Source organism: Sphingopyxis sp. H115 (assembly GCF_001468465.1).
Lineage (GTDB): Bacteria > Pseudomonadota > Alphaproteobacteria > Sphingomonadales > Sphingomonadaceae > Sphingopyxis.
On the sequence record NZ_LNSA01000014.1, the window covers coordinates 17547 to 41267 of the forward strand.

The 23721-nt window shown below is 64.7% G+C and carries 23 protein-coding genes; 11 read left to right on the forward strand and 12 right to left on the reverse strand.

Translation table 11 applies throughout. The features are described 5' to 3' along the window. Positions 1-150 precede the first annotated feature (150 nt). Positions 151-2829 (forward strand): phosphoenolpyruvate carboxylase, encoded by a 2679-nt coding sequence (gene ppc / locus ATE71_RS11415; protein WP_058803427.1) that lies wholly within the window; start codon positions 151-153, stop codon positions 2827-2829. A gap of 86 nt (positions 2830-2915) precedes the next feature. Here the strand turns inward: ppc and ATE71_RS11420 are convergent, their stop codons facing one another. The 4 genes from ATE71_RS11420 to ATE71_RS11435 all read right to left on the reverse strand — a co-directional run bounded on the left by ATE71_RS11420 (position 2916) and on the right by ATE71_RS11435 (position 6825). Further along, positions 2916-3434, reverse strand: a complete 519-nt coding sequence (locus tag ATE71_RS11420) for a hypothetical protein (RefSeq protein ID WP_058803428.1) — start codon at positions 3432-3434, stop codon at positions 2916-2918. A 150-nt stretch (positions 3435-3584) separates the two neighbouring features. Beyond that, positions 3585-4388, reverse strand: a complete 804-nt coding sequence (locus ATE71_RS11425; protein ID WP_058803429.1) for an SDR family oxidoreductase — start codon at positions 4386-4388, stop codon at positions 3585-3587. Positions 4389-4521: 133 nt separating this feature from the next. Continuing rightward, positions 4522-5640 carry an acyl-CoA dehydrogenase family protein gene (locus ATE71_RS11430; protein ID WP_058803430.1) on the reverse strand — a complete coding sequence of 373 codons (1119 nt, stop codon included), beginning with the start codon at positions 5638-5640 and terminating at the stop codon, positions 4522-4524. 3 nt (positions 5641-5643) lie between these two features. Next, the gene (locus tag ATE71_RS11435; protein ID WP_058803431.1) at positions 5644-6825 is read right to left on the reverse strand and encodes an acyl-CoA dehydrogenase family protein; all 1182 of its coding nucleotides are present in this window, start codon (positions 6823-6825) and stop codon (positions 5644-5646) included. 170 nt (positions 6826-6995) lie between these two features. Between ATE71_RS11435 and ATE71_RS11440 the strand changes: the two genes are divergently transcribed. From ATE71_RS11440 to ATE71_RS11485, 10 genes are all read left to right on the forward strand, one after another. Then, positions 6996-7853: an SDR family NAD(P)-dependent oxidoreductase gene (locus tag ATE71_RS11440; protein WP_058803432.1), complete on the forward strand. Its 858-nt coding sequence runs from the start codon at positions 6996-6998 to the stop codon at positions 7851-7853. Continuing rightward, positions 7850-9244 carry an MFS transporter gene (locus ATE71_RS11445; protein WP_058803433.1) on the forward strand — a complete coding sequence of 465 codons (1395 nt, stop codon included), beginning with the start codon at positions 7850-7852 and terminating at the stop codon, positions 9242-9244. Before ATE71_RS11440 ends, ATE71_RS11445 begins: the two co-directional genes overlap by 4 nt. Positions 9245-9353: 109 nt before the next feature. Next, on the forward strand, positions 9354-10643 hold the full coding sequence (locus ATE71_RS11450; RefSeq protein WP_058803434.1) for an acyl-CoA dehydrogenase family protein: 1290 nt from the start codon (positions 9354-9356) through the stop codon (positions 10641-10643). Between the two features lie 43 nt (positions 10644-10686). Further along, entirely contained in the window at positions 10687-11778 is a 1092-nt protein-coding gene (locus ATE71_RS11455) for a Zn-dependent alcohol dehydrogenase (protein ID WP_058803435.1), read from the forward strand. After that, positions 11775-12842: a phosphotransferase family protein gene (locus ATE71_RS11460; RefSeq protein ID WP_058803436.1), complete on the forward strand. Its 1068-nt coding sequence runs from the start codon at positions 11775-11777 to the stop codon at positions 12840-12842. Before ATE71_RS11455 ends, ATE71_RS11460 begins: the two co-directional genes overlap by 4 nt. Next, positions 12839-13615: an SDR family NAD(P)-dependent oxidoreductase gene (locus ATE71_RS11465; RefSeq protein WP_058803437.1), complete on the forward strand. Its 777-nt coding sequence runs from the start codon at positions 12839-12841 to the stop codon at positions 13613-13615. The genes ATE71_RS11460 and ATE71_RS11465 overlap by 4 nt, the downstream gene beginning before the upstream one ends. After that, positions 13615-14418 (forward strand): SDR family NAD(P)-dependent oxidoreductase, encoded by an 804-nt coding sequence (locus ATE71_RS11470; protein WP_058803438.1) that lies wholly within the window; start codon positions 13615-13617, stop codon positions 14416-14418. The genes ATE71_RS11465 and ATE71_RS11470 overlap by 1 nt, the downstream gene beginning before the upstream one ends. 13 nt (positions 14419-14431) lie before the next feature. Beyond that, a complete protein-coding gene (locus ATE71_RS11475; protein ID WP_058803439.1) occupies positions 14432-15634 on the forward strand; it encodes a serine hydrolase domain-containing protein in 1203 nt (400 codons plus the stop codon). Between the two features lie 24 nt (positions 15635-15658). After that, a complete protein-coding gene (locus ATE71_RS11480) occupies positions 15659-17692 on the forward strand; it encodes a 3-hydroxyacyl-CoA dehydrogenase NAD-binding domain-containing protein (protein ID WP_058803440.1) in 2034 nt (677 codons plus the stop codon). Positions 17693-17845: 153 nt separating this feature from the next. Continuing rightward, entirely contained in the window at positions 17846-18073 is a 228-nt protein-coding gene (locus ATE71_RS11485; protein ID WP_235587988.1) for a hypothetical protein, read from the forward strand. A 171-nt stretch (positions 18074-18244) separates the two neighbouring features. On the opposite strand, the gene mmsB is transcribed toward ATE71_RS11485, so the two are convergent. The 8 genes from mmsB to ATE71_RS11525 form a co-directional block, all read right to left on the reverse strand. Beyond that, positions 18245-19120 (reverse strand): 3-hydroxyisobutyrate dehydrogenase, encoded by an 876-nt coding sequence (gene mmsB, locus ATE71_RS11490; protein WP_058803442.1) that lies wholly within the window; start codon positions 19118-19120, stop codon positions 18245-18247. Then, entirely contained in the window at positions 19117-19386 is a 270-nt protein-coding gene (locus ATE71_RS11495) for a hypothetical protein (protein ID WP_058803443.1), read from the reverse strand. The genes mmsB and ATE71_RS11495 overlap by 4 nt, the downstream gene beginning before the upstream one ends. Next, positions 19371-20153 (reverse strand): enoyl-CoA hydratase-related protein, encoded by a 783-nt coding sequence (locus ATE71_RS11500; protein WP_058803444.1) that lies wholly within the window; start codon positions 20151-20153, stop codon positions 19371-19373. Before ATE71_RS11500 ends, ATE71_RS11495 begins: the two co-directional genes overlap by 16 nt. Positions 20154-20238: 85 nt before the next feature. Further along, positions 20239-21285 (reverse strand): enoyl-CoA hydratase/isomerase family protein, encoded by a 1047-nt coding sequence (locus ATE71_RS11505; RefSeq protein ID WP_058803445.1) that lies wholly within the window; start codon positions 21283-21285, stop codon positions 20239-20241. Next, positions 21282-22427 carry an acyl-CoA dehydrogenase family protein gene (locus ATE71_RS11510; protein WP_058803446.1) on the reverse strand — a complete coding sequence of 382 codons (1146 nt, stop codon included), beginning with the start codon at positions 22425-22427 and terminating at the stop codon, positions 21282-21284. Before ATE71_RS11510 ends, ATE71_RS11505 begins: the two co-directional genes overlap by 4 nt. 2 nt (positions 22428-22429) lie before the next feature. Further along, positions 22430-22825 carry a RidA family protein gene (locus ATE71_RS11515; protein WP_058803447.1) on the reverse strand — a complete coding sequence of 132 codons (396 nt, stop codon included), beginning with the start codon at positions 22823-22825 and terminating at the stop codon, positions 22430-22432. Beyond that, entirely contained in the window at positions 22818-23123 is a 306-nt protein-coding gene (locus ATE71_RS11520) for an I78 family peptidase inhibitor (protein ID WP_058803448.1), read from the reverse strand. The genes ATE71_RS11515 and ATE71_RS11520 overlap by 8 nt, the downstream gene beginning before the upstream one ends. 20 nt (positions 23124-23143) lie before the next feature. Beyond that, complete coding sequence (locus ATE71_RS11525) at positions 23144-23659, reverse strand: hypothetical protein (RefSeq protein ID WP_058803449.1); 516 nt, start codon at positions 23657-23659, stop codon at positions 23144-23146. Positions 23660-23721 lie beyond the last annotated feature (62 nt).

Here is a 23721-nt window from a genome sequence, read left to right on the forward strand (position 1 = left end):
ATTCGCATCGGTCCGCGTAATTCTGTTACATTCGATCGCACCTCGGCGATCGATACGGAAACGCCCTGCTCAGTCGGAACGCACTGATATAACGCGCGCATAGCTATGCGCGGCTTGACCCTGCATCTTCGCAGGTGCAGCAAGCGGCGCATGGGCCCGCCTATCCAGATCTCGCAAAATCCCGACATCCGCTATCTCGGGCGGATATTGGGTGACGTCATCCGCGCTTATGGCGGCGACAAATTGTTCCGCCAGACCGAATATATCCGATCGTCGAGCGTCGATCGGCACCGCGGCATCGCGGGGGCCGAGGCGATCGACCCGGGGCTCGACGCGCTGAGCCTCGATGACACGATTTCCTTCGTGCGCGGCTTCATGCTCTTCTCAATGCTCGCCAATCTTGCCGAGGACCGGCAGGGCGTCGCGGCCGAACCCGAAGCGACGGTCGCGGCGGCGCTCGAAACGCTGAAGGCCGACGGGATCGACGATGACGCGGTCGCCGCGCTGCTCGGCGCCTCGCTCGTCGCGCCGGTGCTCACCGCGCACCCGACCGAGGTGCGCCGCAAATCGGTGCTCGACCACAAGAACCGCGTCGCCGAACTGATGCGGATGCGCGACGCCGGCCTCGACGAAACGCCCGAAGGCGATGTGATCGAGGAAGCGATCCGGCGCCAGGTCGTTCTCCTGTGGCAAACGCGCCCGCTGCGCACGCAGAAATTGTTCGTCGCCGACGAGATCGACAATGCGCTGACCTATTTGCGCGACGTTTTTCTGCCTGTGGTGCCCAAGCTTTACGCGCGATGGGAAAAGGAGCTGGGCACGCGCCCCGCGTCTTTCCTGCGCGTCGGGAGCTGGATCGGCGGCGACCGCGACGGCAATCCCTTCGTCACCGCCGAGACGTTGCGGTTGGCGACCAGCCGCAACGCCGCGGCGGTGCTCGGCCATTATATCGACCAGGTCCATGCGCTCGGCGCCGAACTGTCGGTGTCGTCGAGCCTAGCGCCCGTGACCGAAGCGGTCGAGGCCCTGGCCGAGGCGAGCGGCGACACCGCGCCGAGCCGCGGCGACGAGCCCTATCGTCGCGCCTTGTCGGGCATTTACGCGCGGCTGTCGGCAACTTATCTGGCGATCACCGGCAAGTCGCCGCCGCGACCCGGCGCGCTGAAGGGCGAGGCCTATGCCACCCCCGCCGACTTCCGCCGCGACCTTGTCACCATCGCGAACGGGCTATCGGCGAGCGGCAAGGGGCAGCTTGCGGGTATCGGCGCGCTCGGGCGGCTGATCCGCGCGGTCGAGGTGTTCGGGTTCCATCTGGCGACGCTCGACATGCGGCAAAACAGCGCGGTGCACGAGCGCGTGCTCGCCGAGCTGCTCAAGGTCGCGGGCGTATGCGACGATTATCTGGCGCTGGACGAAGCAGCGCGCGTCGCGCTGCTCACCGCCGAACTGCAAAGCGACCGTCCGCTCGCCGCGCCGTGGCACGAGTGGAGCGAAGAAACCGCGGGCGAGCTTGCGATCGTCCATGCCGCCGCCGACGTGCGCGCGCGGCTAGGCAACGACGCGATCTGCCAGTGGATCATCAGCATGGCGCAGGATCTGTCCGACCTGCTCGAGGTCCATGTCCTCGCGCGCGAGGGCGGGCTGTGGCGGAGCGGCACCGACGCGGGCGCCAGCAACCTGATGGTCGTGCCGTTGTTCGAGACGATCGACGATTTGAGCCGCGCGCCCGACATCATGCGCCGCTATTTCGCGATGCCCGAAATCGGCCCGCAGGTCGGGGTGCGCGGGCATCAGGAAGTGATGATCGGCTATTCGGATTCAAACAAGGACGGCGGCTATTTCACCTCGACTTGGGGGTTGCATCAGGCGTCGCAGGCGCTGACCCCCGTGTTCGACGAAGCCGACACCGCCATGCAACTGTTCCACGGCCGCGGCGGCGCGGTCGGGCGCGGCGGCGGTAGCGCCTTTGCCGCGATCCGCGCGCAGCCCGCGGGCACGGTGCAGGGCCGCATCCGCATCACCGAACAGGGCGAAGTGATTGCCGCCAAATATGGCACGATCGACAGCGCGGCGACCAATCTGGAAGCGATGGTATCGGCAAGCCTGCTTGCGAGCCTCGAGCCCGAGAGCCTTGGCGGCGATGCGAGCGAGCGCTTCACCACCGCGATGGACGCGTTATCGGACACCGCCTTCGCCGCCTATCGCGACCTTGTCTATGGCACGCCGGCATTCAAGGATTTCTTCCGTGCGATGACGCCGATCGCCGAGATTGCAACGCTCAAGATCGGATCGCGCCCGTCGAGCCGCAAGAAGAGCACCGCGATCGAGGATCTGCGCGCGATCCCCTGGGTGTTCAGCTGGGCGCAGGCGCGCACGATGCTGCCCGGCTGGTACGGCACGGGCGAAGCGTTCGCGGCGTTCGAGGACAAGGCGCTGCTTGCCGACATGGCGCAAAGCTCGCCCTTCTTTGCTGCGCTGCTCGGCAATATGGAGATGGTGCTCGCGAAATCCGACATGGGGATCGCGGCGCGCTATGCAGCGCTCGCGAGCGATGTCGACGGGCATGACGCGATCTTCGGGCGGATCAGGGACGGCTGGCACCGCGCACACGACGGGCTGCTCGAAATCACCGGACAGACGCGGCTGCTCGAAAAGAACCCGGCGCTCGAAGCGTCGATCCGGCTGCGGCTGCCCTATATCGAGCCGCTCAACCTGCTGCAGATCGAACTGATGAAGCGCCACCGCGCAGGCGAAACCGACCCGCGCATCGCCGAGGGCATCCAGCTCACGATCAACGCGATCGCAACCGCGCTGCGGAACAGCGGGTAATAGGTGCTCCCGGCGAAAGCCGGGGCCCGACGCGGCTTGAGAATTCCGGGTCCCCGCTTTCGCCGGGGTGCACACCAAAGCCTTGCTCAGACCTTCGTGATCACCACTTCGCCCTTGGCGGTCGCGCCGTCGGGAACAAAATCGATACGAAAATCGTCGCCGTCCTTGTCCTTGCCAGCGAGCCGGTTGCCGCTGCGCGTAACCGCGACGCCCTTCTTCGCAAATTCGCCGGCCATCCAGTCGGCGGCCTTGGCCGGCGCCGCGGGTGAGGTAAAGCTGAGCTTCACCGTCGCTTTGTCGGCGCCGTCCTTGTCGGTCGCGTTGACGTCGACCTTGGTCACCTTGCTGCCCGGATAGAGCTTAACCTCGTCGATGTCGAAGTCGCTTTCGATATCGAGGTCGACAAAATCGGGGACATTGATGTCGATCCCGCCGCCTTCTCCGCCGATCTTGATCTTACCGCCGTCCTTGCCGGCCTTGATCTGCACGCCGCCGCCGTCGCCCTCGGCGTTGATCGACACTTCGGTGCCCCCCTCCGCCTTCTTCTCTTCCGACCCGCAGGCGGCGAGGAGCATCATCGGGGGAATCAGGAACGCGAGACGCATGGACAATCTCCTTGGTGCATTAGTTGCATAATACACCTTGGAGAGTTTAAGTCAATTGGTCCCTCGTTCGTCATGCCGGACTTGATCCGGCATCCCTTGGCAACGTCAAAAGCGGGACCCTGGATCAAGTCCGGGGTGACGAAGACGGGTTTAAGCGTCGATGCTCGTCTTCAAATCGCCGTGCACCAGCCCGCCGTCGACGGTGATCGTGTCGCCGACGACATAGTCGCCCGCTTTCGACGCGAGGAAGATCGCGGCGCCAGCCATATCCTCGGGCACGCCGATGCGCTTAACCGGGATGCTCTTCGCCACCGCGTCGACATGGTCGCGCGCGGCCTTGTTCATGTCCGACTGGAAGGCGCCCGGCGCGATCGCGGTGACGAGGATATGGTCGGTGACCAGCCGCGCCGCCATGCGCTTGGTAAGGTAGAGAATCGCCGCCTTCGATGCGTGATAGCTATAGGTTTCCCACGGGTTGAGGCGCATGCCGTCGATCGAGCCAATGTTGATGACCTTGGCCGGGCGGTCGGCGGTGCCGCCGGCTTTCAGCAGCCCATGCAGTGCCTGCGTCAGGAAGAAGGGCGATTTGACGTTGATGTCCATCACCTTGTCCCAGCCCGCCTCGGGGAAACCCTCGAAGGGTTCGCCCCACGCCGCGCCGGCATTGTTGACGAGGATGTCAAGGCGTTCCTCGCGCGCTTCGAGTTCCTTGGCGAGCGCGCGGCAGCCCTCGACGGTCGCGAGATCGACGGGCAGGCCAATGACCTTGCCCGGGTAGCGCGTCTCGAAATCGGCGACGGCTTCCTCGATCTGCTGCGTCTTGCGCGCAGAAATGTATACACGGGCGCAGCCTGCGGCGAGATAGCCCTCGACGATCATCTTGCCGATGCCGCGCGATCCGCCGGTAACGAGCGCGATGCGGCCGTCGAGGCCGAACATGTCTTGGAGGTTCATTGTCTCATCCTTTTTCTCCGTCCCCTTCAGGGGAGGGTTGGGGTGGGGCTTGTGGGCTCAATGCCCTCCCCGCTGCGACTAGCGAGCAAGCTCGCAAGTCTCGCTGCCCCTCCCGCTTGCGGGAGGGGTGAGATTAGTATCCGTTCATCCGCGCGACCTGGTCGATGTGATAATGCACGTCGCCCATATATTCGGCGAGCGCGCGGTCGCGTTTCATATAGAGGCCGATGTCATATTCGTCGGTCATGCCGATGCCGCCGTGCATCTGCACGCCCTCGCGCACCGCGAGGTTGGCGGCGCGGCCGGCCTTGGCCTTGGCGACCGAAACCATCAGCTTTGCACCCTCGCTGCCCTCGTCGAGCAACTGCTGCGCCTTCATCACGGTGGCGCGCGCGACTTCCATTTCGCCATAGAGATGCGCAGCGCGGTGCTGGAGCCCCTGGAACTCGCCGATCAGCTTGCCGAACTGCTTGCGTTCCTTGAGATAATTGACGGTCATGTCCATCGCGCCCTGCCCGACGCCGACCATTTCGGCGGCGGCGCCGGTGCGGGTGGCGGCGAGCAAGGCGTCGAGAATCTCGCCACCCGCATCGACCTCGCCGATTACGGCGTCGGCATCGACTTCGACGCCGTCGAGCGTGACATGGCTCGCGAGGCTCGAATCGACGAGGCGGCGCGGGTCGGCAGTGACGCCCTTGGCATCCTTCGGCACCGCGAACAGGGTGATGCCACCGTCGGTCTTGGCCGCGACGATGCTCATGTCGGCGACATGGCCGTGGAGGACGAAGCTCTTTTTGCCGTCGAGACGGAAGCCGTTGCCGGCGCGCGTCGCGGTTGTCGCGATGCGGTCGGGGCGGTGCTTCGCGCCCTCGTCGATCGCGAGCGCGATGATCGCCTCTCCGCTGGCGATCGCCGGGAGCCAGCGCCCCGCCTGCGTGCCGCCCGCCTTCGCCAGCGCGGCGACCGCGCCGACACTGGTCGCAAGAAACGGCGAAGGCGTCAGGTTGCGGCCGATTTCCTCGAGCACGATGCCCGCTTCCATATGCCCCATGCCGAGCCCGCCATGCGCTTCGGGCACGAGCATACCGGGCAGCCCCATTTCGGTGAACTGCGCCCAGAGGTCGCGCGAGAAACCGGTGGCGTCGGCGGTATCGCGCAGTTTGCGCAGGTGCGAAACGGGCGCCTGTTCGGCCACGAAGGGTGCGACGCTGTCCTTGAGCATCGCCTGGTCGTCATTGTGATACAAAGGCATGGGTCAGGCTCCGGGCAGGTCGAGAATACGCTTGGCGATGACGTTGAGCATGACTTCGCTCGTCCCGCCTTCGATCGAATTGGCCTTGGTGCGCAGCCAGCCGCGCGCCCGCGCGCCGCCCTTCGTCTCTTCGCTGTCCCATTCGAGCGCTTCGCTGCCGCCGCCCGACATGACGAGTTCGTGGCGACGCTTGTTGAGCTCGGTGCCGACATATTTCATCATGTTCGACGATGCGGGGTGCGCGCGGCCGGTCTTCCACATGTCCATGAAACGCTCGCCCATCGCGCGATAGGCGAAGACGTCGACGTCGAACGCCGCCATTTCGGCGCGCAGGATCGGGTCGTCGAGTTCGCCCGCGGCGTTCTTGCCGAAGGACTTGGCAAAGGCGCCGCCGATGCTGACCATGTCGCCGCCCGCGCCGCCGCCCGAGATCATCTCGCGTTCGTGCCCGAGCAGATATTTGGCGACGTCCCAGCCGCGGTTGATCTCGCCGACGAACTGATCCTTCGGCACCTTCAAATCGTCGAAGAAGGTTTCGCAGAAGGGCGAGTTGCCGCTGATCAGCAGGATCGGCTTGGTGGTGACGCCCGGGCTTTCCATGTCGAAGAGCATGAAGGTGATGCCCTGATATTTGTTCGTCTTGTCGGTGCGGACGAGGCAGAAGATCCAGTCGGCCTTGTCGGCGTAGCTGGTCCAGATTTTCGACCCGTTGACGACCCAATGATCGCCCTTGTCCTCGCCAAAGGTCTGCAAGCTGACGAGGTCGCTGCCCGAACCGGGTTCCGAATAACCCTGGCACCAGCGGATTTCGCCGCGCGCGATCGGGTTGAGGTAATGGACCTTCTGCTCCTCGGTGCCGAATTGCAGCAGCGCGGGGCCGAGCATCCAGATGCCGAAGCTGTCGAGCGGCGAGCGCGCCTTGATCCGCTTCATTTCCTGTTTGAGGATCTTGGTCTGCTCGGGGGTGAGGCCGGCGCCGCCATAGGGTTTCGGCCAGTCGGGTACGGTATAGCCCTTCGCGACGCAGGCATCGAGCCACGCTTTCTGGGCGGCATTCTTGAATTTGAATTTCCGCCCGCCCCAGCAGATATCATCCTCGTCGCGCACGGGCTCGCGCATTTCGGCGGGACAGTTTGCCTCCAGCCATTCGCGCACCTCGGTGCGGAAAGCGTCCAGATTGCTCATCTTCAGGCTCCTCTTCTTTGCCCAAATCTACGTCCGCTTCGCTACTTTACGCAAGCGTCAACTTGGAGAAACGACCCTGCCGTTACGGCGCCGTAGCGTCGGATTGACCGCCGTTGACGCGTCACCTTTGGCGCCTAAGCTAAGTGGCAAAAGAAAACGGGAGCAGAGATATGCGATTCGCAGGCAAGGTCGCCGTCGTCACTGGCGCGGCATCGGGTATCGGCAAGGCAACGGTGCTGAAACTGGCGAGCGAAGGCGCGCATGTTTTTGCCGCTGACATCGACGAGGCGGGCGGCCGCGCGCTCGCCGAACAATCGAACGGCAAGATCGATTTTGTCCGCTGCGACGTGACCCAGCCGTCCGACATCGAGGCGCTGATGAACGAGGCCGCCGCGAAGACGGGCGGGATCGATATCGTGTTCAACAATGCCGCCGCGGGCGGCGACCGCGCGCCGATCGACGAAATCAGTCCCGAAGGCTGGGACCGAACAATGGACCTCGTCCTCAAATCGGTCGCGATGGGCATCCGCTACGCCGCGCCGCATATGAAGGGGCGCAAAGGCGCGAGCATCGTCAACACCGCGAGCGTCGCAGCGCTGGGCGCCGGCTATTCGCCGATCGCCTATGCCGTCGCGAAGGCCGGCGTGCTGCACCTCTCCAAGGTCGCGGCCACCGATCTGGCGCAATATGGCATTCGCGTGAATGCGATCTGCCCCGGCTTCATCAACACCAATATCTTCACCGCCTCGCTCGACGTGCCGGGCGAACTCAAGGCGCAGGCGAACGACGTGATTGCACAGATGAGCGCGAATGCGCAGCCGGTCGCGCGTGGCGGCCAGCCCGAGGATATCGCTAACGCGGTCGCTTACCTCGCGAGTGAAGAAAGCTCCTTCATGACGGGTACGCACCTGCTCGTTGACGGCGGGCTGACGATCGGCCAGCGCCACGCATGGGACAAGGAAACGCCGGGCATGTTCGACGCCCTGCTCGCGATGGAGGAAGCGGCGAAAGCCGGAGCCGCCGCGTGAGTGGAGGCGCGGCGACCGACGCCCACCATGTCCCCACCCCGACCAAGATCGCCTATGGTTTCGGTGCGGTTGCCTATGGCATCAAGGACAACGGCTTTTCGGTCTTCTTGCTGACCTTCTACAATCAGGTCGTCGGACTGCCAGCGGCCTGGGTCGGCTTGATGCTGCTGATCGCGCTGCTGCTCGACGCCTTTATCGATCCGGCGGTCGGGCATTTGTCGGACCGGACCCGCAGTCGCTGGGGGCGACGCCATCCTTGGCTCTATGTTTCGGCAATACCGATCGCGCTGACTTGGCTGTTCCTGTGGATGCCGCCCGAAGGCGAGCAATGGGTCCAACTCGGCTATCTGCTGCTCTTTGCCACTTTGGTGCGAATGAGCGTGTCGCTGAACGAGGTCCCTTCTATCGCGCTCGCGCCCGAAATGACCCCCGATTATCATGAACGGACGGCGGTGCTCGGGTGGCGCTATCTGTTCGGATGGACGGGTGGGCTGATCATCCTCGCAGCGGGATATGGCATCTTCCGGCTCAACGAGGCCGGCAATATGACGCTCGCCAACTATGCCAATTACGCCGTCGCCGGTGCAATCACGATGCTTGTGGCAGTGCTTGTATCGGCGATCGGGACGCACCGCCGATATGCACGGCCGCTGCCCGGCGAACCGCATCAGCCGACATTGGGCGAGATGGCCCAATGCCTGCGGTTCCGGCCGTTCCTGCTCCTCCTGCTGGCCGGCTTCTTCGCTTTTGCCAATCAGGGCGTGACCTTTGCGCTCACCAACTATCTGCTGGGCTATGTCTGGAAACTCGGCACGACCGAACAGGTCCTCTATGCCTTTTCGCTGTTCGGCGGCGTCGCGCTGGCGCTGGTCGTGTCGCGATGGGCGGGCCGGCGATACGGCAAGCCCCGCGCCGCGGTCCGTCTCGCAGTCGTCACCACGCTCGTCGGGATGACGCCTTATCTCCTTTACAGCCTCGGCTGGATTCCCGTGCTGACCCCCATGCAGACGCTGGGGTTCATCCTGCCCTTCATCACCGTGTCGACCGCCGCGAGCATCGCGGTGATGATCACCGCGGCGTCGATGATGGCGGACGTAACGACGGCGAGTTTTGCGATCACCGGACGGCAGCAGGAAGGCGTATTCTACGCCGGCTATTTCTTCATGCAAAAATGCGTAACGGGGGTCGGCATATTCCTGTCGGGCCAGATCCTCGGCGCGATCGGCTTTCCCGAACGCGCCGATCCGCAAACGATCGCACCGCAGATCGTCAGCGATCTGGCGCTGACTTATATGGCGATTTCGCTGACGCTCGGCCTGTTGACCGCTTGGGCCTTTTCCCTTTCGGTCCGGGAGGGTGCCGCGTTCGAAACGAGTGCCGCAGCTCCGTAAGCGAAAATGCGCGGCATGACCAAATGAGGTAATTTTCGGACCGCAGGACTTGGCAAGGCCGGCGAATCGGTCCAAGGGTTTACGTGAACGTAAAGGGAAGGATGCGGAGATGGATTTCGATCTCACCGACCGGCAGGTCTATTGGCGCGACCGGGTGCGCGACTTCATCGAACGCAAGGTTCGCCCCGCCGTACCGACCTATTATGAGCAGGACAAGGCGGGCGATCGCTGGAAGGTCATCCAGATCGTCGAGGACCTGAAGGCCGAGGCCAAGGAGGCCGGCATCTGGAACCTGTTCATGCCGCCCAAGTCGGCCGCGCATCATCATGTCGACGAGACGTTCGAGTTCGAGGGGCCCGGCCTCACCAATCTCGAATATGCGCTGTGCGCCGAAGAAATGGGCCGCGTCGGTTTCGCGAGCGAGGTGTTCAACTGCTCTGCGCCCGACACCGGCAATATGGAGGTGTTCCACCGCTACGGCACGCGGGCGCAGAAGGACAAATATCTTGGCCGGCTGATGAACGGTGAAATCCGCTCGGCGTTCCTGATGACCGAACCGCGTGTCGCCTCGTCTGACGCGACCAACATCGAGACGCGCATCGAACGCGACGGCGACGACTATGTCATCAACGGCCGCAAATGGTGGTCGTCGGGCGCTGGCGATCCGCGCTGCGAGGTCGCGATCGTGATGGGCAAGACCGACTTTGCCGCCAAGCGCCACGCGCAACAGTCGATGGTGCTGATGCCGCTCGACGCCCCCGGGGTGAACATCCTGCGCCACCTGCCCGTTTTCGGTTATGACGATGCGCCGCACGGCCATATGGAAATCGAGCTCAAGGACGTGCGCGTCAACGCCGAGGAGGCGATGCTGCTCGGCGAGGGGCGCGGTTTCGAAATCGCGCAGGGACGCCTCGGGCCCGGCCGCATCCACCATTGCATGCGCACGATCGGCGTGGCGGAAGAAGCGATCGCCAAGATGGCGAAGCGGCTCCAGTCGCGCGTCGCGTTCGGCAAGAAGGTCGCCGAATACAGCATCTGGGAACATCGCTTGGCGCGCGCGCGCATCGATATCGAGATGACGCGCCTGCTGTGCCTGAAGGCCGCCGACATGATGGACAAGGTCGGCAACAAGACCGCTGCGGCCGAGATCGCGATGATCAAGGTGCAGGCACCGAACATGGCGCTGAAGATCATCGACGACGCGATCCAGGCGCATGGCGGCGCGGGCGTCAGCGAGGATTTCGGGCTCGCCAAGGCCTATGCCCACCAGCGCACGCTTCGTCTGGCCGACGGTCCCGACGAGGTCCACGAACGCGCAATCGCGCGCATCGAATTCGCCAAGCATAGCGAGGCGAGCGATCCGGGCTTTTCGTCGGGCGATATCGGGGTGTCACGCTAAGCTCCCCTCCCGCAAGCGGGAGGGGGATGATACGGAGATTTGAATGACCAAAGCCGCAATCCTGATCGAGCCGGGCAAGCCGCTGTCCGTCGAGGATGTCGTCGTTGCCGACTGCGGCCCGCACGAGGTGCGTATCCGCACTGCCGCGTGCGGGCTCTGCCATTCGGACCTGCATTTCATCGACGGTGCCTATCCACATCCCCTTCCCGCCATCCCCGGCCATGAGGCGGCGGGGATTGTCGAGGCGGTCGGCAGCGAGGTGCGCACGGTGAAGGTCGGCGACGCGGTCGTTACCTGTCTTTCAGCCTTCTGCGGCCACTGCGAATTCTGCGTCACCGGCCGCATGTCGCTGTGCATGGGCGGCGACACGCGGCGCGCCGCCGGCTCGGCGCCGCGCATCACGCGCCCCGACGGGTCGCCGGTAAACCAGATGCTGAACCTCAGCGCCTTTTCCGAAACCATGCTGGTCCACGAACATGCGTGCGTCGCGATCGACCCCGACATGCCGCTCGACCGCGCCGCGGTGATCGGCTGCGCGGTGACGACGGGCGCGGGAACGATCTTCAACGCGTGCAAGGTAACGCCGGGCGAGACGGTGGCGGTCGTCGGCTGCGGCGGCGTCGGCCTTGCGACGATCAACGCCGCGAAGATCGCCGGCGCGGGGCGCATCATCGCTGCCGATCCGGTTCCCGAAAAGCGCGCGCTGGCGATGAAGCTCGGCGCGACCGATGTGGTCGATGCGATGGACGGCGATGCCGCGAAGCAGATCCTCGAGCTATCGAAGGGCGGCGTCGATCATGCGATCGAGGCGGTCGGGCGCCCGGCCTCGGCTAGCCTCGCGGTGGCGTCGCTGCGCCGCGGCGGCACCGCGACGATTCTCGGCATGATGCCGCTGACCGAAAAGGTCGGTCTGTCCGCGATGGATCTGCTGTCGGGCAAGAAGTTGCAGGGTGCGATCATGGGCGGCAACCGCTTCCCGGTCGACATCCCGCGCCTCGTCGATTTCTACCTGCGCGGCCTGCTCGACCTCGATTCGATCGTCGCCGAAACGATCCCGCTCGAGCGGATCAACGACGGGTTCGACAAGATGAAAAAAGGCGACGCCGCACGGTCGGTGATCGTTTTCAATCAATGACGCTCGACGCCCAGAAGGCCTTTAGCGGCACCGTTGCACCCGAAGGCGCCGACGTGCTCGACGAGGCAAAGCTGACCGCCTGGATGGAAGCGAATGTCGAGGGCTTCGAAGGGCCGCTGACGCAGGGCAAGTTCGCCGGCGGCCAGTCGAACCCGACGTACAAGATTTCGGCGCCGTCGGGCAATTATGTGCTGCGCCGCAAGCCCTTTGGTCCGCTGCTCCCCTCGGCGCACGCAGTCGACCGCGAATATAAGGTGCAGGCGGGACTCCATAAAATGGGTTTCCCCGTCGCGCGCCAATATGGCCTCTGCACCGATGACTCGGTGGTCGGCAGTTGGTTTTACGTGATGTCCATGGTCGACGGCCACACGATCTGGGACGGCGCGATGCCGGGATCGACCCCCGAAAACCGCCGCGCGACCTATGAGGCGATGATCGACACGCTCGCCGCGCTGCACAGCGTCGATATCGAGGCGGCGGGCCTCGGCGACTTCGGCAAGCCCGGCAATTATTTCGGCCGCCAGGTCGACCGCTGGACCAAGCAGTACCGCCTTTCCGAAACCGAGACGATGGACGAGATGGAGCAGCTGATCAAATGGCTGCCCGCGACCTTGCCCGAGCAGACGCGTACCAGCGTCGTCCATGGCGATTACCGCATCGACAATATGATCTTTGCGAAGGACCGGCCGGAGGTGCTCGCGGTCCTCGACTGGGAGCTGTCGACGCTCGGCGATCCGCTCGCCGATTTCACCTATGTCGCGATGGCGTGGGTGACCGAGAATGGCGGTCGTTCGGGCGTCTCGGACCTCGACCGCAAGGCGCTCGGCATTCCCGAACTCGACGAGATGGTCGAGCGCTATTGCGCCGCCACCGGACGCGACGGCGTGCCCGACATGAACTGGTATTTCGCCTATAATTTCTTCCGTCTCGCGGGGATCATCCAAGGCATCAAGAAGCGCGTGATCGAAGGCACCGCCTCGTCGCAGCATGCCAAGGACATGTCCGAACGCGTCCGTCCGCTCGCCGAAAAGGCGTGGGACTTTGCGCGAAAGGCCGGCGCATGAGCCTGTTCGACATGACGGGGCAAGTCGCGCTGATCACCGGATCGTCGCGCGGGATCGGCAAGGCCACGGCGGAGGCGATGGCCGAGCAGGGCGCGAAGGTCGTGATTTCGAGCCGCAAGGCCGACGCCTGCGAAGAAACCGCGGCCGAGATCAACGCGCGCTTCGGCGAGGGCACGGCGATCCCGGTACGCGCCAACATCTCGTCGAAGCAAGAGCTGGAGATATTGGTCGCCGAAACGCGGCGCGTCTTCGGCAAGATCACCGCGCTCGTCTGCAACGCCGCGTCGAACCCCTATTATGGCCCCGGCCTTGGGATTACCGACGACCAGTTCCGCAAGATCATGGACAATAACATCCTGTCCAACCATTGGCTGATCAGCATGGTCGCACCCGAAATGCTCGAACGCGGCGAAGGGTCGATCACGATCATCAGCTCGATCGGCGGGCTGAAAGGATCGCCGATCATCGGCGCTTACGGGATTTCGAAAGCCGCCGACATGCAGGTCGCGCGCAATTTCTCGGTCGAGTTCGGCCCGCGCGGCGTGCGCGTCAACTGCATTGCCCCCGGGCTGATCCGCACCGACATGGCGCGTGCTTTGTGGGAAAATGAAGAAAATCTGCGGCGCTCGACCGCGGCCTCGACCTTGAAGCGGATCGGCGAGCCGCACGAAATTGCGGGCGCCGCCGTCTTCCTTGCCAGCAAGGCGGGGGCATTCACCACCGGCCAGACCATCGTGTGCGATGGCGGAGCCACGATTTCAGGAGGCGCATGATGGGCGCGTTGGACGGCAAGGTTGCGATCATCACGGGCGCGGGCAGCGGCATCGGCCGTGCGAGCGCGCTGCGTTTTGCCGCCGAAGGGGCGAAGCTCGTCGTCGGCGACAAGAGCGCTGCGGTGCACGAAACGGCGCAGATGGTGAAGGATGCGGGCGGCGAAGCCGTCGCGCTGGAGATCGACGCGGGTGTCGAAGCGGATGTCGCGAAGCTGGTCGCAACCGCCAAGGACAGCTTCGGCGGGCTCGACATCGCCTTCGCCAACGCCGGGATCATCGGCGACATGGGCGGCATTTTCGATTTCGACCCCGCAGCCTGGGCCGAGACGCTCCGCGTCAATTTGATCGGCCCGGCGCTGATGGTCAAACATGCCGGGAAAGCCATGGTCGATCAGGGCCGCGGCGGCGCGATCGTGCTGACCGCAAGCGTCGCCGGATTGAATTCAGGCGCCGGTCCGGGCGCCTATTCGGCGTCGAAGGCCGGGGTCATCAACCTCGCCAAGGTCGCAGCGCAGCAGCTGTCGACGAGCGGCGTGCGCGTCAACGCGGTCTGCCCCGGCCTGACCGAGACGGGGATGACCAAGCCGACCTTCGACTATGCGAAGGCCAAGGAGGTCACGCACAAGCTCGGCCAGCTAAACCCGCTGCGCCGGGCGGCGCAGCCCGAGGAGCTGGCCAATGTCGCGCTGTTCCTCGCGAGCGATCAGGCGAGCTATGTCAACGGGCAGGCGATCGCGGTCGACGGCGGGCTCACCAGTTCGCATCCGGTGACGCGCCAGTTGCTCGGCCAGACCTCGCACTGATAGGCAGCGCTGCATGACCCACGGATTCGACACGACGCGGCTCGACCGCATCCCCGCCTTTCTTGCCGCCAAATATGTCGACACCGGCCGCCTGCCGCACGCCGCGACGCTCGTATCGCGGCGCGGCGAGATTGCGCATCGGTCGTGCATCGGTGACGCGCGGCCCGGAGAGGCGCTGAAGGACGACGCGATCTTCCGCATTGCAAGCATGACCAAGCCGATCACCAGCATCGCCTTCATGATGCTGGTCGAGGAGGGCAAGGTTGCGCTGTCCGACCCGCTGGTCAAATTTTGCCCCGAGTTCAAGGACACCAGCGTCTTCGTCGCAGGCGGCGGCAATGTCCCCTTCCTAACGCGCCCACCCGCGTCGCCGATCCGTATGGTCGACTTGCTGCGGCATACGGCAGGCCTCACCTATGGCTTTCAGGAGCGCACCCCGGTCGATGCCGCGTATCGCAAGGCGCGGATCGACGATTTCGACGCCGATTATACGATGGACAGCTTCATCGCCGATCTCGCGAAAATCCCGCTGCAATTCGACCCCGGCGCGCATTGGAATTATTCGATGGCGACCGACGTGCTCGGCGCGGTGATCGAGCGGATCGAGCGCAAGCCCTTCGGGCAGGTGTTGCAGGAGCGCATCTTCGGCCCGCTCGGCATGGTCGATACCGGGTTCAAGGTCCCCGCCGACCAGCAGCATCGGCTCGCCGACGCCTATGCCTTTAGCCCCAAGGACAAGATGCAGGGCTTTGACGAAGGCGCGCGCAGCCGCTGGGCGAAGGATCGCAGTTTCCATTCGGGCGGCGGCGGGCTCGCCTCGACATTGGACGATTATCACCGCTTCTGCCTGATGCTGCTGGGCGGCGGCAAGCTGGGCGATGTGCGGATCATCAGCCGCAAGACGCTCGACCTGATGACGTCGAACCACCTTGTCGGCGGCGGCGATTTGACCCAGCATAGCGTCGGCATTTTTTCCGAGGACGAGAATGCAGGGGTCGGCTTCGGGCTCGGCTTTGCGGTGACACTCGACCCGGCGCGCACGGGCATTCCGGGCTCGGCGGGCGATTTTTACTGGGGCGGCATGTTTTCGACCGGCTTCTTCGTCGATCCGGTCGAGGAAATCTGCATGGTGTTCATGACCCAGTTGATGCCCTCCTCCACCTATCCCGTGCGGCGCGAGGTCAAGACATTGATCCACGCCGCGATTGATGACTGACATCCAGACCCAAGGAGTTCTCCCATGACCGAAGACACCCCCGTATCCGTCACGATGGAAAAGGACGGCGAAATTGCCGTCATCATCGTCAACAATCCGCCCGTGAACGCGCTGAGCTGGCACGTCCGGCAGGGGCTGGAAGATAATTTCACCGCCGCCCTCGCCGACGACAGCGTCAAGGCGATCGTGCTGCGCTGCGCTGGCGCGACCTTTATCGCGGGCGCCGACATCAGCGAATTCGGCAAGCCGCCGCGCGGTCCCGATTTCAACGCGGTGCTCAACAGCATCGAAGCCGCATCGAAGCCCGTCGTCGCCGCGATCCACGGCACCGCGCTCGGCGGCGGTCTGGAGACCGCGCTTGTCTGCCACTACCGCGTCGCCGTTCCCTCGGCGAAGCTCGGCGTGCCCGAAGTGAAGCTCGGCCTGCTCCCCGGCGCGGGCGGCACGCAGCGGCTGCCGCGAATCGTCGGCGTCGAAGCCGCGGCGACGATGACCTCGACCGGCGATCCCGTTCCGGCACCCAAGGCGAAGGAAATGGGCCTCGTCGATGAGCTGGCGGGCGAAGACAGCCTCGCCTCCGACGCGATCGCCTTTGCGCGCGCGAAGATCGCCGACGGCCCGCGCCCGACGCGCGAACGCCCGGTGTTCGGCGACGTCGCGGTGATCGAGCAGTTGAAGGCGAAGAATGCCAAGCGCTGGCGCGGGTTTGAGGCGCCCTATGCCAACCTTGCCTGCGTCGAAGCCGCGACGCGGCTGCCCTTCGAGGAGGGTCTGGCGTTCGAGCGCGAGCAGTTCATGAAGCTGATGTTCGGCAGCCAGTCGGCGGCGCAGCGCCATATCTTCTTTGCCGAACGCCAGGCGGCGAAGATCGACGGCCTGCCCAAGGACACGCAGCTGCGCGACGTCAAAAAGGTCGGCATCATCGGCGCCGGCACGATGGGCGGCGGCATCATGATGAACTTTTTGCAAAAGGGCATCCCGTGCACGATCGTCGAAATGCAGCAGGACGCGCTCGACCGCGGGCTCGGCGTCGTGCGCAAGAACTACGATGCCTCGGCCGCCAAGGGCCGCTTCAAGCCCGAACAGGTCGATCAAATGATGGGGCTGATCACCCCGTCGCTTGAGCTGGACGACCTCGCCGACTGCGACCTGATCATCGAGGCGGTCTATGAAAATATGGACGTCAAGAAGGACATTTTCGGCAAGCTCGACAAGATTGCGAAGCCCGGCGCGATCCTCGCGTCTAACACCAGCTACCTCGACATCGACGAAATCGCGACGGCGACGAGCCGCCCCGGCGATGTGCTGGGCATGCACTTCTTCTCGCCCGCCAATGTCATGAAGCTGCTCGAAGTGGTGCGCGGCGACAAGACCGCGCCCGACGCGCTCGCCACTGCCATGGCGATCGGCAAGAAGATCGGCAAGGTCGCGGTGGTCGCGGGCGTGTGCGATGGCTTTATCGGCAACCGGATGCTCAAGCCGCGTCAGATGGAGGCGATGAAGCTGCTGCTCGAAGGCGCGACCCCGGCGCAGGTCGACAAGGTTCATGTCGAATTCGGCATGCCGATGGGGCCGTTCCAGATGAGCGACCTTGCCGGCGTCGACATCGGCTGGCACCGCGACCCCAACCGCATCGAAAGCATCCGCGACGCGCTCGCCGCCGAAGGCCGCTGGGGCCAGAAGAAGCAGGCGGGTTTCTACGATTATGACGAGAAGCGCCAGCCGTCGGAAAGCCCGCGCGTCGCCGAAATCATCGAGGAGTTCCGTCAGAAGGAAGGCGTCGAGAAGCGCGAGATCACCGACCAGGAGATTATCGAACGCACGCTGTATCCGATGGTCAACGAAGGCGCGCTGATCCTGTCCGAAGGCAAGGCGCAACGCGCGTCGGACATCGATGTCGTGTGGATCTATGGCTATGGCTGGCCGGTCTATCGCGGCGGCCCGATGTTCTGGGCGGGGCTGGAAGGCACCGACAAGATTGTCGCGGCGCTGGAAAATCACGGGTTCGAAATCGCGCCGTTGCTGAAAGAAAAGGCCGAGGCGAAGTCGGGCTTTTAAACCGGCTTTCGATTACCATCAGCAGGCCGTCTGTCCCACCGCGGGGCAGGCGGCCTTTCTTCTGCCCCGCGAGCGCCGCAGGCATAAGCAAAAACTTGCGATTCAGGGTTAAAGCGCTGGCAAGACCTGCCGTTACGGCAGAGCATGAACGCCATGTCCGCCCTCGCCGTCCTACTGCTCGCCGGAAGCGCGCCGGCTGCCGCGCCCGTCGCGACGCCGCAGGTGACGGCGGTCGCGGTGGCGCGGGCGCGGATAGTGTCGTCTGCCGAGGTCCGGCGGGTCGACGGGCGGATCGAGGTGCGTAGCGGGCCGCGCAAGGCACCGACGCAGGTGCATCGCACCGAACGCCGCGACGGCGGAGAAACGGCGGACTTTTACTGAGCGTGCGGATGCGGGCGGGACGGCAGGATTCGACCGATTGCGGACACTGTTTCTTCGTCATCCCGGACTTGATCCGGGATCCATCGCGGCGTCGAGGTCATGGGCCCCGGATCAAGTCCGGGGTGACGAGGGGGCGGAACCGACGGCCGCTTTCCACCCCTAAGCTGACGATCAGCCCTGCAACATCTGGATAATCGCCGAAAAGTCGCGGCCATCCTTGTCGGCTTCGACAAACGCCTCATACAGCTCGCGCGCCTTTGCCCCCATCGGCACATCGGCATCGACGCTCGCCGCCGCTTCCATCGCGAGACGCAGATCCTTGAGCATCAGCGCCGCGGCGAAACCGCCCTTGTAATCATTGTCGGCCGGGGTCGTCGGCCCGACGCCCGGCAGCGGCGCGTAGCTGGTGAGCGACCAGCATTGCCCCGAAGACACGCTCGCGATGTCGAAGAATTTCTGCGGATCGAGCCCCAGCTTCTGCGCGAGCGCGAGCGTTTCGCACGTCGCGACCATCGAGGCGCCGAGCAGCATATTGTTGCAGATTTTCGCGCCCTGTCCGGCGCCCGCATCGCCGGCGTGGATCACCGCCTTGCCCATCTTGGCGAGGATCGGTTCGGCGCGCGCAAAGCCCTCTTCGGTGCCGCCGACCATGAAGGTCAGCGTGCCCGCATTCGCCGCGGCGATGCCGCCCGACACCGGCGCATCGACTGCCACGAGCCCCTTGGCGGTCGCCGCCTCGATGTTCGCGCGCGCGGTCGCGACGTCGATCGTCGAGCAGTCGAGGAGCAGCGTGCCGGGTGCGGCGTTGGGATAGACATCGCCTTCATAGACGCCTGCGACATGCTTGCCCGCAGGGAGCATTGTCACCACCGCCTCGGCGCCGGTGACGGCGTCGGCAGCAGACGCAGCACGGGTGCAGCCCGCTTCCACGGCGCGCACCAGCGCCTCTTCGCTGAGGTCGAAGGCGCGGACTTCGTGGCCTTCCTTCGCGAGGTTGGCGGCCATCCCGCCGCCCATATTGCCGAGTCCGATAAATGCGATTTTCATAATGCACCCAATTCCGAAAGGAGTCCGTACCCGCCTAGAAGGGCCATCAACGGACCAAAGATTGCCATCATTACGAGTTGGAAGCCTTGGAGCCACCTATCGAGCCGCGTCCGAGGAAGCGGCTCCTCACCCGTCACCTTTAATATTCCAGCTTCCAACAGGCTAATCGGCTCGTCGCTGCGATGGCGCCAGCTGAGAAAAGCCAGCCAGCAGAACAAGAGGCCGAAACCGAACAGGCCGGCGCTGACGATCAGCGCCCTTTCCATTGGCCCTCACGTTTCTCAATAAACGCGGCCATGCCTTCGGCCTTGTCCTCGGTCGCGGCGAGGATCTGGAACAGGCGGCGTTCGTAGATCAGCCCCTGGTCGAGCGTGGTTTCGAACGCTGCGTTGACCATGTCCTTGTTCACCATCGCGGCCATCGGCGGCATGGCCGCGATCGTCGTGGCGGTCTTCACCGCTTCCTCAACCAGCGTATCATGCGGCACGACGCGCGCCACAAGGCCCGAGCGTTCGGCTTCGGCGGCATCCATCATCCGGCCAGTCAGGCACATTTCCATCGCCTTCGCCTTGCCGATCGCGCGGGTGAGCCGCTGCGATCCGCCCATGCCCGGCGCGACGCCGAGCTTGATTTCGGGCTGGCCGAATTTGGCCTTGTCGCTGGCGATGATGAAGTCGGCCATCATCGCGAGTTCGCAGCCGCCGCCGAGCGCGAAGCCATTGACCGCGGCGATCCACGGCTTGCGGACTTTCTTCACGAAATCGCTCGTCCATTTCGAGAAGAAGTCTTCGAGGTAGAAGTCGGATGCCGGCTTGTCGGCCATCTCCTTGATGTCGGCGCCCGCCGCGAACGCCTTGTCGCCCGAACCGGTGAGGACGGCGCAGCGCTGGCTGTCGTCGGCCTCGAAGGCGGCGAAGGCCGCGATCAGGTCGTCGAGGACGCCCGAATTAAGCGCATTCAACGCCTGCGGGCGGTTCAATGTCACCAGCGTGACGGCGCCGCGCGTTTCGACGAGGAGGGTTTCGTATGTCATTCGCTATTCTCCGGATTTTCGTCATGCCGGACTTGATCCGGCATCCATGGCCGCCTGGACCCCGGATCAAGTCCGGGGTGACGAGCTAGGTGAGAGGGGTCCATTTCTCGTTTTCGGGGAGCGGCGCAAAGATTGCGTCGATCCAGTCGTCGGTGACGGCTTCGGGCGTCGGCGGATCCCATTTCGGGCTATTGTCCTTGTCGACGATCAGCGCGCGCACGCCTTCGAGAAAGTCGTGCATCAGAACGACGCGGCTGCCGATCGCATATTCCTGCGTCATCTCGGCCGCGAAATCGTGCATCTCGCCGCCTTCCTTGAGCTGGCGCAACGCAACCTTGCACGTCTGCGGACTTTTGGTGCCGAGCGTGTCGCGTTGCTTGGTCGCCCATTCGCCGCCATCGGCTTCGAGCGCGGCGAGAATCTCTTCATAGGTGTCGCTGGCGAACAGCCGGTTGATCTTGTCGATATGCAAGGTGATGTCGGCGGGCGGTGCCGTGACCGACAACTCGCCCAAGATGCCGCCGATGCGGTCGGGATGCGCGGCGATGCGCTCTTTCGCCTCGCCGAGCTTTTCGGATGGTAGATAATGCGTCGCGAGGCCGAGCGCGAGGCACTCCGTCCCGTCGAGCCGCGCGCCGGTCAGCGCCAGATATTGCCCGACGCGGCCTTCGAGCCGCGGCAGGTACCAGCCGCCGCCGACATCGGGAAACAGACCGATCCCCGTTTCGGGCATCGCAAAGCGCGTGTGTTCGGTCGCGACGCGGTACTTCGCCGGCTGCGAAATGCCGACCCCGCCGCCCATCGTGATCCCGTCCATGAAGGCGACGACGGGTTTGGGATAGGTGAAGAGCAGGTGGTTGAGGCGATATTCGGTGTGGAAGAAGGCGCGCGCTTCGACCCCGTCCTTTGCCCCGCTTTCCGCGAGCATGCGGATGTCGCCCCCGGCGCAGAAACCGCGGCCTTCGCTATGGTCGATGATGACGGCCTCGATCGCATCGTCACCGCGCCATTTGACGAGCGCGTCGATCATCGCCTGGCACATCACCAGGTTGAGCGCATGGATCGCCTTGGGGCGATTGAGCGACAGGCGGCCGGTGCGGCCGTCGGTCGAGATCAATACATCTTCGGTCATTGGCGCAACAAATCCCTTCCGACGATCATCCGCATCACCTGGTTGGTGCCTTCGAGGATCGAATGGACGCGCAGGTCGCGCCAGAAGCGCTCGATCGGATAGTCGCGCAGATAGCCGTAACCGCCGAACAATTGCAGCGCGTCGTTGACGATCTTGCTGCCATTGTCGGTCGCGAGCCGCTTCGCCATCGCCGAGAAGCGCGACTTGTCGGGGGCGTTCGCGGTGACCTTGGCGGCCGCCATGTAGAGCAGCGCGCGCGCCGCCTCGAGATCGGTCGCCATGTCGGCGAGCATGAACTGGGTGTTCTGGAAATCGGCGATCGGCTGCCCGAACTGCTGGCGGTCCTTGGTGTAAGCGATCGCTTCGTCGAGGCAGCGCTGCGCGCCGCCGAGCGAGCAGGCGCCGATGTTGAGACGCCCGCCGTCGAGCCCCGCCATCGCGAAGCGGAAGCCGTCGCCCTCAGCGCCGACGAGATTTTCGACCGGCACGCGGCAATCCTCGAAGATCACCTGCGCGGTGGGCGAGGCATTCCACCCGAGCTTCTTTTCGGGGGCGCCGAAGCTGAGCCCCGGCGTATCCTTTTCGATGACAAGGCAGGAAATGCCTTTCGACTTCTCCTCGCCGGTGCGGACCATGCAAACATAGAGGTCGTTGACCCCGGCGCCCGAGATGAACTGCTTCGTGCCGTTGAGCACATAATGATCGCCGTCTTTCCGCGCGGTGGTCTTGAGCGCCGCGGCATCGGAGCCGGAACCCGGTTCGGTCAGGCAATAGCTCGCGATCTTGTCCATGCTGACAAGGCTCGGCAGGAATCGCTCCTTGATCGCCGCGCCGCCGAAGCGGTCGATCATCCACGTCGCCATATTGTGGATCGAGATATAGGCGCTGGTCGCGGGGCAGCCATAGGCCATTGCCTCCATGATCAGCGCCGCCTCGAGCCGCCCCAACCCGATGCCGCCCGATTCCTCGGCAACGTAGATCGCGCCAAAGCCGAGCTCGCCCGCGGCCTTCCACACATCGACCGGATAATGGCTTCGCTCGTCCCATTCGGCAGCATGGGGCGTGATGCGATCGGCGGTGAATTTGCGCGCCATATCCTGGATGGCGAGCTGGTCGTCGGTAAGCTGGAACTGGTCGGTCATAGTCATTTCTCGATGATGGCTTCGGCTTCGATTTCGACTTTCCATTCGGGGCGGATCAGCGCGGGCACAACCAGCATCGTCGATGCCGGTCGGACATTTTTGAATGCCGATCCGTGCGCCCGCCCGACTAGGTCGGCATCGGCGGCGTCGGTGATGTACATTCGCGTGCGCACGACATCGGCGAAGCTGCCGCCAAGCGCTTCGAGCGCTTCGCCGATGATCGCGATGCAGCGCGCGGCCTGCGCCGCCGCATCGCCGGGGGTCGAGCTGCCGTCGGGTTCGATCGGCGCGCAGCCCGCGACGTCGATGCGGTTCCCCACCCGAACCGCGCGGCTGTAGCCGTAGACCGGTTCGAAGGGGGAGGCCGAGCTGTGATTGCGACGGCTGGAATCAGCCACAAGTGACCTGCGTGATCTTGTAGGCGTCGTCGTACATCACGTTCACGCGGTCGACGCGGTAATCCATCGTCATCGCCGAGCGCGGCGGACCCCAGCGCAGCGTGCGCGCGCCGGCGGCTTTCAGGATCGCACCGCCAAGGTCGGGGGTCGCGGTCTGGCCGACATAGGATTGCGCCGCATCGGCCTTGCACGTCATTTCGGCTTCGGGCGGGGTCGGGGTCGATTCGACGGGCGGCCGTTCCTGCGTACAGGCGGCGAGCGGCAGGAGGGCGGCGATTGCGATCAGGCGAATGTCCATCTTAAGTCTCCCTTTTCACATCAGGTACAGCGCGTATAGCGCATCGGTCCGGCGGCGGCACCATCGCCCTCGTCGCGGCGAACGAGCGTCTTGCCGCCGTCGGCAAGTTCGAGTTGCATCCGGCGATCCCATTCGACCCCCTCGCCGCTGAATTTGTAATCGGCGACGATGCGGCCGGCGTCGCTCTCGCGAACCCGCGCCAATTCGCCGTGCGATTCGTAGAAGCGCAGGTTCGCCGCATCGATCGTCAGCGCAGTCAGGTCGGTGCCCTTCCGCGCCTTGCAGTCGGCGACCTTCAGCGCCCAGCGGCCGCGGATAGCGGGCGGGATCGTGTCGCCATCTACGCCAGCGCCGGACTCGTCCGGGGCGGGGGCCTCGATCTCAGCGCGGGCGGCTGGCGTGTCGGCGGGGGCCGGGCGCTCGGCCTTTTCCAGCGGGCTGATCGCGGCGCTGTCCTCAGGCCCCGATTCCTCGTCCTGCCCGCCGCTGCACGCGGCAAGCAGCAGGATCGCGGCGGGCATCGTCCATCGCATCATCGTCACTCTCCTTCGCACGGAGAAATGTCCGACCCGGCGCATGGGTTTCATCGGCGCGTGCC

Bases quoted from the DNA above. Each gene is read 5' to 3' on its own strand.
- ppc (WP_058803427.1), top strand. From the start codon at position 151: ATGGGCCCGCCTATCCAGATCTCGCAAAATCCCGACATCCGCTATCTC.
- ATE71_RS11420 (WP_058803428.1), bottom strand. From the start codon at position 3,434: ATGCGTCTCGCGTTCCTGATTCCCCCGATGATGCTCCTCGCCGCCTGC.
- ATE71_RS11425 (WP_058803429.1), bottom strand. From the start codon at position 4,388: ATGAACCTCCAAGACATGTTCGGCCTCGACGGCCGCATCGCGCTCGTT.
- ATE71_RS11430 (WP_058803430.1), bottom strand. From the start codon at position 5,640: ATGCCTTTGTATCACAATGACGACCAGGCGATGCTCAAGGACAGCGTC.
- ATE71_RS11435 (WP_058803431.1), bottom strand. From the start codon at position 6,825: ATGAGCAATCTGGACGCTTTCCGCACCGAGGTGCGCGAATGGCTGGAG.
- ATE71_RS11440 (WP_058803432.1), top strand. From the start codon at position 6,996: ATGCGATTCGCAGGCAAGGTCGCCGTCGTCACTGGCGCGGCATCGGGT.
- ATE71_RS11450 (WP_058803434.1), top strand. From the start codon at position 9,354: ATGGATTTCGATCTCACCGACCGGCAGGTCTATTGGCGCGACCGGGTG.
- ATE71_RS11455 (WP_058803435.1), top strand. From the start codon at position 10,687: ATGACCAAAGCCGCAATCCTGATCGAGCCGGGCAAGCCGCTGTCCGTC.
- ATE71_RS11460 (WP_058803436.1), top strand. From the start codon at position 11,775: ATGACGCTCGACGCCCAGAAGGCCTTTAGCGGCACCGTTGCACCCGAA.
- ATE71_RS11465 (WP_058803437.1), top strand. From the start codon at position 12,839: ATGAGCCTGTTCGACATGACGGGGCAAGTCGCGCTGATCACCGGATCG.
- ATE71_RS11470 (WP_058803438.1), top strand. From the start codon at position 13,615: ATGGGCGCGTTGGACGGCAAGGTTGCGATCATCACGGGCGCGGGCAGC.
- ATE71_RS11475 (WP_058803439.1), top strand. From the start codon at position 14,432: ATGACCCACGGATTCGACACGACGCGGCTCGACCGCATCCCCGCCTTT.
- ATE71_RS11480 (WP_058803440.1), top strand. From the start codon at position 15,659: ATGACCGAAGACACCCCCGTATCCGTCACGATGGAAAAGGACGGCGAA.
- ATE71_RS11485 (WP_235587988.1), top strand. From the start codon at position 17,846: ATGTCCGCCCTCGCCGTCCTACTGCTCGCCGGAAGCGCGCCGGCTGCC.
- mmsB (WP_058803442.1), bottom strand. From the start codon at position 19,120: ATGAAAATCGCATTTATCGGACTCGGCAATATGGGCGGCGGGATGGCC.
- ATE71_RS11495 (WP_058803443.1), bottom strand. From the start codon at position 19,386: ATGGAAAGGGCGCTGATCGTCAGCGCCGGCCTGTTCGGTTTCGGCCTC.
- ATE71_RS11500 (WP_058803444.1), bottom strand. From the start codon at position 20,153: ATGACATACGAAACCCTCCTCGTCGAAACGCGCGGCGCCGTCACGCTG.
- ATE71_RS11505 (WP_058803445.1), bottom strand. From the start codon at position 21,285: ATGACCGAAGATGTATTGATCTCGACCGACGGCCGCACCGGCCGCCTG.
- ATE71_RS11510 (WP_058803446.1), bottom strand. From the start codon at position 22,427: ATGACCGACCAGTTCCAGCTTACCGACGACCAGCTCGCCATCCAGGAT.
- ATE71_RS11520 (WP_058803448.1), bottom strand. From the start codon at position 23,123: ATGGACATTCGCCTGATCGCAATCGCCGCCCTCCTGCCGCTCGCCGCC.
- ATE71_RS11525 (WP_058803449.1), bottom strand. From the start codon at position 23,659: ATGATGCGATGGACGATGCCCGCCGCGATCCTGCTGCTTGCCGCGTGC.